The sequence below is a fragment of the Pseudoalteromonas sp. TB25 genome (genome assembly GCF_000497995.1).
In the GTDB taxonomy this organism is placed as follows: Bacteria; Pseudomonadota; Gammaproteobacteria; order Enterobacterales; family Alteromonadaceae; genus Pseudoalteromonas; species Pseudoalteromonas distincta.
Map to the genome: position 1 here is coordinate 1 of NZ_AUTI01000085.1, position 6,373 is coordinate 6,373.

General features: G+C 40.1%; 6 protein-coding genes and 2 pseudogenes. 7 read left to right on the plus strand and 1 reads right to left on the minus strand.

Annotation, left to right across the window (positions count from 1 at the left end; translation table 11 throughout):
- Positions 1-77: 77 nt before the first annotated feature.
- The 5 genes and pseudogenes from rsxD (at position 78) to L652_RS01000000123160 (ending at position 4,269) form a co-directional block, all read left to right on the plus strand.
- A complete protein-coding gene (rsxD, locus tag L652_RS0101690; RefSeq protein WP_024595472.1) occupies positions 78-1,136 on the plus strand; it encodes an electron transport complex subunit RsxD in 1,059 nt (352 codons plus the stop codon).
- The gene (rsxG, locus tag L652_RS0101695) at positions 1,133-1,774 is read left to right on the plus strand and encodes an electron transport complex subunit RsxG (RefSeq protein ID WP_024595473.1); all 642 of its coding nucleotides are present in this window, start codon (positions 1,133-1,135) and stop codon (positions 1,772-1,774) included. The genes rsxD and rsxG overlap by 4 nt, the downstream gene beginning before the upstream one ends.
- Positions 1,771-2,469 (plus strand): electron transport complex subunit E, encoded by a 699-nt coding sequence (locus L652_RS0101700; RefSeq protein WP_024595474.1) that lies wholly within the window; start codon positions 1,771-1,773, stop codon positions 2,467-2,469. Before rsxG ends, L652_RS0101700 begins: the two co-directional genes overlap by 4 nt.
- 49 nt (positions 2,470-2,518) lie before the next feature.
- Positions 2,519-3,151: an endonuclease III gene (nth, locus tag L652_RS0101705; protein WP_024595475.1), complete on the plus strand. Its 633-nt coding sequence runs from the start codon at positions 2,519-2,521 to the stop codon at positions 3,149-3,151.
- A 774-nt stretch (positions 3,152-3,925) separates the two neighbouring features.
- Positions 3,926-4,269: pseudogene (locus tag L652_RS01000000123160) on the plus strand (VOC family protein).
- Between the two features lie 91 nt (positions 4,270-4,360).
- On the opposite strand, the gene L652_RS0101720 reads toward L652_RS01000000123160, so the two are convergent.
- Positions 4,361-5,260: a LysR family transcriptional regulator gene (locus L652_RS0101720; protein ID WP_024595477.1), complete on the minus strand. Its 900-nt coding sequence runs from the start codon at positions 5,258-5,260 to the stop codon at positions 4,361-4,363.
- A gap of 112 nt (positions 5,261-5,372) precedes the next feature.
- Here L652_RS0101720 and L652_RS0101725 point away from each other — a divergent pair, with 112 nt between their 5' ends.
- Positions 5,373-6,056 (plus strand): pirin family protein, encoded by a 684-nt coding sequence (locus tag L652_RS0101725; RefSeq protein ID WP_024595478.1) that lies wholly within the window; start codon positions 5,373-5,375, stop codon positions 6,054-6,056.
- Positions 6,057-6,079: 23 nt separating this feature from the next.
- Positions 6,080-6,373: pseudogene (locus L652_RS0101730) on the plus strand (hydrolase); the annotation flags it as partial.

Genomic DNA, 6,373 nt, shown 5'->3' on the forward strand with positions numbered 1-6,373 from the left:
AAGAAAAAAGCCGCCGTGGCTGCTGCAATTGCGAGAGCAAAAGCTAAAAAGTTACAAAAAGAAGGAAATAATCAGTCATGAAATTAACCATGGCCAGTTCGCCGCATAATCACAGCCATAAATCGTTAACGCGATTAATGCTTAGCGTTATTGCTGCGTGTATTCCTGGGCTAATTGCTCAAGTTTTCTTTTTTGGAACAGGTGTCCTTATTCAACTGGTACTAGCGCTTGTTGTTGTAAGCGTATTTGAAGCTGCAATAATGCTAATACGAAAGCGCCCTGTTTGGCCTGCATTAAGTGATGGCAGTGCGTGGCTTACTGCCGTGTTATTGGCATTGAGTATCCCTCCACTTGCCCCTTGGTGGATAATCGTTATTGGCTGTTTATTTTCTATTGTTATAGTTAAACAGCTTTATGGCGGCCTCGGGTTTAACTTATTCAATCCAGCAATGGCGGCTTATGTACTGCTTTTAGTTTCGTTTCCGGTACAAATGACCGCATGGTTGCCTGTCACTGATTTAATAAATACGCCAATAGGCTTTGCTGATCAGCTAAGGCTAATATTTACCGATTTTACGGCCTCTGGGTTTAGCCTAGATCAAGTACGCGCAGGGGTTGATGGCCTAACAATGGCAACACCACTGGATACTGTTAAAACAGACATAGCCCACGGTTTAACCGTTACCGAGAGCATGCAAAAGCCAATATTTAACGAATGGGCTGGCCTTGGTTGGGCATGGGTTAATTTAGGCTATTTAGTGGGTGGTTTATACTTACTAAAAGCAAAAATAATTAACTGGCATATTCCTGTCAGTTTTATCGCAACTTTAGCTGTATGTAGTGCTATTGGATATATCGCATCACCTGGTACAGAGCCGGGCACCCTATTTCACTTATTAAGTGGTGCCACTATGATGGGAGCCTTTTTTATAGCGACCGATCCGGTATCTGCAGCAACAACTAACAAAGGGCGCTTAATTTATGGCGCACTAATTGGCTTACTAATTTATTTAATTCGTACCTTTGGTGGTTTTCCTGATGCTATCGCATTTAGCGTATTACTGATTAATATTGCAGTCCCGCTAATAGACTACTACACACAGCCACGTACTTATGGCCATGGAGCAGTAAAATGATCATTTCGTCAATGGCTAAAAATGGTGCTATTTTAACTGCGTTTGCGTTAGCAACAACGGGCTTAGTTGCCTCTATCAACGCGCTTACTGCCGATAAAATTGCAGAGCAAGAACAACTGCAACTTACTGCGCAGCTACAAGAAGTGCTCGACCCAAAATCGTACGACAATCAATTATCACAAGATTGCGTAATTATTACTGACGAAAAACTAGGCCCACACGCAAACCAAGTAATTTACCGTGCTCGTAAAAACAATAAACCAGTCGCTGTTGTTATTAGGCATGTTACGCCAAACGGCTACAGTGGCGATATTAACTTATTAACAGCTGTATTGAGTGATGGCACTATTGCTGGCGTGCGTACGACTAAACACGAAGAAACTCCTGGTTTAGGCGACAAAGTAGAAGTTAAAAAATCAATTTGGATCACAACATTTAAAAGCTTAACGGTTGAAGGCGAAGAAGACGCTCGCTGGGCTGTTAAAAAAGATGGCGGCCAGTTTGATCAATTTACAGGCGCGACCATAACACCACGTGCTGTTGTGGGCTCTGTTAAAAATGCCGTATTGTTCGCACAAACTAATTTTGATGATATTTTTGCAGCACCTAATGCCGAATGTATGGAGGTAGCTAAATGAGTGAGTTAAAAACATTATACAAAGAAGGTGTATGGGTAAATAACCCTGCCCTTGTACAGCTTTTAGGTTTATGCCCTTTACTTGCCGTTACCTCAACTGTAACAAATGCCTTAGGTTTAGGCTTAGCAACTTTACTCGTACTAATAGGCTCAAATGTTACCGTATCGATTGTGCGTAACTGGGTGCCAAAAGATATCCGTATACCTGTATTTGTAATGATCATCGCGGGCTTTGTAACAATAGTTCAATTACTTATGAACGCTTATACCTTTGGTTTATATCAATCATTGGGAATTTTTATCCCGTTGATTGTAACTAACTGCGCCATTATTGGCCGCGCCGAAGCATACGCCTCTAAAAATCCTGTTCATTTATCAGCATTTGACGGCTTAATGATGGGCTTAGGCTTTATGGCTGTATTGTTAGTGTTAGGAGCTATGCGCGAATTAATTGGCCAAGGTACACTGTTTGACGGAGCCGATTTATTACTTGGCCCATGGGCACAGAGCATGCGCATAGAAGTATTTAATTTTGATAATCAATTTTTACTGGCAATTTTACCACCGGGTGCCTTTTTAGGGCTTGGGCTACTTATTGCTGCAAAAAACGTAATTGACGCACAAATAAAATCAAAACAAGTTGCACCGCCAGAGGCTGAAAAAGGCCCTCGAGCACGTGTTACTAGCTTAACTTAAGGGGAAAACGTATTAGAGCAACAATTAGCACTAATACGTTTTAAGTTGCATGAATAAAGAAAAACGTCACCAAATACTGTCGCGCCTGCGCGACGATAACCCGCACCCAGTTACAGAGCTTGAATATTCAAGCCCGTTTGAGTTACTCGTAGCAGTAACACTCTCAGCACAAGCAACTGATGTAGGCGTTAATAAAGCCACTCGAAAGTTGTTCCCTGTTGCTAATACACCACAAGCCATTTTAGATTTAGGTCACGATACACTGCGTGATTATATAAAAACCATCGGCTTATTTAACTCTAAAGCTGCCAACGTGTACAAAATGTGCCAAATATTGGTAGATGAACATAACAGCATCGTGCCAGAAAATCGTGAAGCCCTAGAAGCCCTACCAGGCGTTGGCCGTAAAACCGCTAATGTTGTACTCAACACAGCCTTTGGCTGGCCTGTAATAGCCGTGGATACACATATATTTCGTGTATCTAACCGTACCAAGCTTGCCATGGGTAAAGATGTTGTCGCTGTAGAACAAAAGCTTGAAAAGGTTGTACCAAAAGAATTTAAAGTAGACGTTCACCATTGGCTAATACTACACGGGCGCTACACCTGCGTAGCACGTAAACCTAAATGTGGCAGCTGTATTATTGAAGACTTGTGTGAGTTTAAAGATAAAACAGAGTAACTATAGGCAGCCTTGAGCGATAACCAGACATTCAGGTGGGTTGTAATTGTCTTCGTAATAATAAAAGAATACTTTCCCTTTTTCACATGTTTAAATAAGCATAATACTTATAACTGGTAATAACTTACACTATTTGCTATTAATATAAGTTCACAAAATAAGGATGTCTTCGCGCTAAAATAGGGAGGTGTCCTCTGATAAAGTTGTTATACATTTAGAAGGAGGTGTAGTGATCCGTGCTCTTAAAATTTTAATTTTTGGACTATTTAGTGGACCAATTCTAGCCGAATTAACCGGTTTCATATCCCCTTTTGTCATGTTACAAAATGAAGAATTAGGTTATCAATTCCAAGATTCAGCTTATTACATCGGAGCATTTTCAAGTGTGTTTTTTTCAGTAGCATTGCTGTTCGCTGCTTTTAACACGTCAAAGATTTCCTATAAAATTGGGAGCTCTGTTATAGCTTTACTTTACATAATTTCCTCGTGTTATGTTTTTCTCGACAGTGAGAGCCGAATGTAAACGATAATCTATGGCTTAAATTATTTGTGCAGTGTGGCTAGTTTAACTTTAGGGGCCTTTATCGCCTTACACTGTTTTAAAAACACAACTCACTCTGTATATAAACATGCATAACAACTTAATAAGCTCGCTCACTACGTTCACAGGGACGCATACACGCAGGGCGGCTTTGGTGTTTGCGCTCGTTATTGAAAAGTTATACGCTAGGAGTTTGAATGAAATTTAACCAGGTTACCTTACCAGTAAAAGATATGGATGTTGCTGCTAACTTTTATCTAAAACTCGGCTTCACTCAAATTGTCGATCCGCCCCATTACACAAGTTTTCTTTCCCAGATGGGAATTCTACTTTTTCCTTACCACTCGAATCCAGTGAATTTGAAAACAGTTCTGTGATTTACTTCGAGCATGAAAAACTTGATGAACTGTGTACTGAGTTGACAAAAAAAGGTTTTCAGTTTGAACAACAGCCGACAGAGCAACGGTACCTGTGGAAAGAAGCAATACTTAAAGATCCGCCTGGTAATAAAATCCAACTTTACTGGGCAGGTGAAAACCGCTTAAATTTTCCTTGGAAAGTTGAGAAACGTATATAAAAAGTGACTAAGTTTATGAGCGTCAGCTCAGCACATAACCATCACTCAGTAATGATACCTTCAAAGAAAAATGTACTGTCAAAGCAGTCCTTCAGCGTGATAATTTTTTTAAAAAAGTATCTGTTGTAAAGTTAAGAAAAGCTTTCACTTTAGGTATCTTTGCGCGATGCTTTGGATATAGCACATAAACATCGATATCACTCATACCCCATTTGGGAAGGATGTTGATTAATTCTGCATTGCTGATTGCTTTTTTACACATATAGCTGGGTAAGAGTGCAATACCTTCACCGTCAATAGTCGCCTGCTTTACGACAGAAAAATCATCAACAGCAAGCCTTGGATTTAGCTGAACTATTTCTTTTTTTTCCTTTGATATAAGCTCTACCTTATTATCGCTACCAAGCATACGCATTAACAATAAGTGATGATTACACAGCTCACCAATTTCTTTGGGCTCATTGTTAAGCTTTAAATAGGAAGGGCTTGCATAGAATTTTCTTTGAGCACTTCCTAATCGTTTACCAATTAAACGTGAATCATCTAAGTCACCAATCCGAATTAAAAGATCAAAGCCCTCTTCAATAAGATCAACTTGGTGATTAGCTAAACTTAGTTCTATATTGATATCGGGGTATTTACGTAAAAATGAAGAGATAACCGGTTTGATGATTTGCTGACCTATAGTCACCGATGCGCCAATTCTTATCGTGCCTTTATAACTGTGAAGTATTTCAGAAACGGTAGCATCAGCTAAATCGATTTCCTCACGAATGCGTTTGCAATGTGTTAGAAAGCGTGTACCTACCTCTGTTAAATTTTGTGAGCGTGTTGACCTTTCAAGCAGTGTCACCCCTAATTTTTGCTCCAACCGAGATACCTTGCGACTAACATTAGCTTTAGGTATGCCTAAACGTTTAGCACCAACAGTAAAACTACCAGCCTCAACCACTGCAAGGAAAACTAACAGGTCATCCACATCATAATTCATATAATTTCTAATTGTTGTTGAAAGTGGAATTATCTTATCAAAAAGCCCTTATATATAAAACAGTAAATAGCGCCTATGATTACTTTATTAACTGATATGACAGGAGTATGAAATGCATATACTTTCAAAAAACACCCTCACTTTGGGAGGTTTTGCAGGTTTACGCGAACATCGATTAGTGACAGACACACAGCTTTTTGGGCAACGCAAATCACCTGAAACATCAGAAGGCTTAGGCAATTTTGTTTATTTGGCTGATGCACAGTTTAACCCACATGGTGAAACAGGTATGCATTCGCATATGGAGATTGATGTAATTTCGGTGATGATTGATGGTCAAGTTAGCCACGAAGGATCGTTGGAAAACGGTCAAGGTCTTGAAAAGGGAGATGTGCAGGTGCAGCGGGCTGGTGGAGAGGGCTTTTCGCATAATGAAATCAACCCCGACAGCCAAAGAAATCGAATGATACAACTATGGGCATTGCCTGAAGAGAAGGGCCAACCAGCGGGTTACAAATATTACTCGCCAAAAGCTCAAGGTGTAACACGCATCTATGGGGGGAGCAAAGAGCAGTCCGACACATTCAATAGCTCGACAATTATCGACATCATAAAACTTGATGTCGGCAAAAGCATTCAATTACCAAATGAGTCTTTGGTATACGTAACAGATGGAAGCGCTGAATTTACTGAAGCCAATGACAGACAGGCTGTTCAAGACGGCGACCTAATTCGAAGCATTGATGCTGAAGTAAAAGCAATTACGCCACTTAACATGATAGTCGTACATCAATAATTACAAACCATCAGGAGAAAGAAATGAATAAGTTTACTGAAATGCTAACTATAGATAACGCCGTTTTGGCAATGATAGACCATCAAACAGGCTTATTGGTTAGTTGTAGAGACCAAGATCCGCATTTGATGACACAAAATATCAAGGGGTTGTGTTCATTAGCAAAAACCGTGGGCATGCCATCCATTATTACTGCCAGTATGCCTGATGGACCTAACGGGCCTATCATGACTGAAATTACTGATATTTTAGGCGATGATATAATAGAGCGTGCTGGTGAGATTAATGCATGGAAAAGCCCTGAGTTTAAACAAGCC

Coding starts and splice junctions, on each gene's coding strand:
- rsxD (WP_024595472.1), top strand. CDS start 78: ATGAAATTAACCATGGCCAGTTCGCCGCATAATCACAGCCATAAATCG.
- rsxG (WP_024595473.1), top strand. CDS start 1,133: ATGATCATTTCGTCAATGGCTAAAAATGGTGCTATTTTAACTGCGTTT.
- L652_RS0101700 (WP_024595474.1), top strand. CDS start 1,771: ATGAGTGAGTTAAAAACATTATACAAAGAAGGTGTATGGGTAAATAAC.
- nth (WP_024595475.1), top strand. CDS start 2,519: ATGAATAAAGAAAAACGTCACCAAATACTGTCGCGCCTGCGCGACGAT.
- L652_RS0101720 (WP_024595477.1), bottom strand. CDS start 5,260: ATGAATTATGATGTGGATGACCTGTTAGTTTTCCTTGCAGTGGTTGAG.
- L652_RS0101725 (WP_024595478.1), top strand. CDS start 5,373: ATGCATATACTTTCAAAAAACACCCTCACTTTGGGAGGTTTTGCAGGT.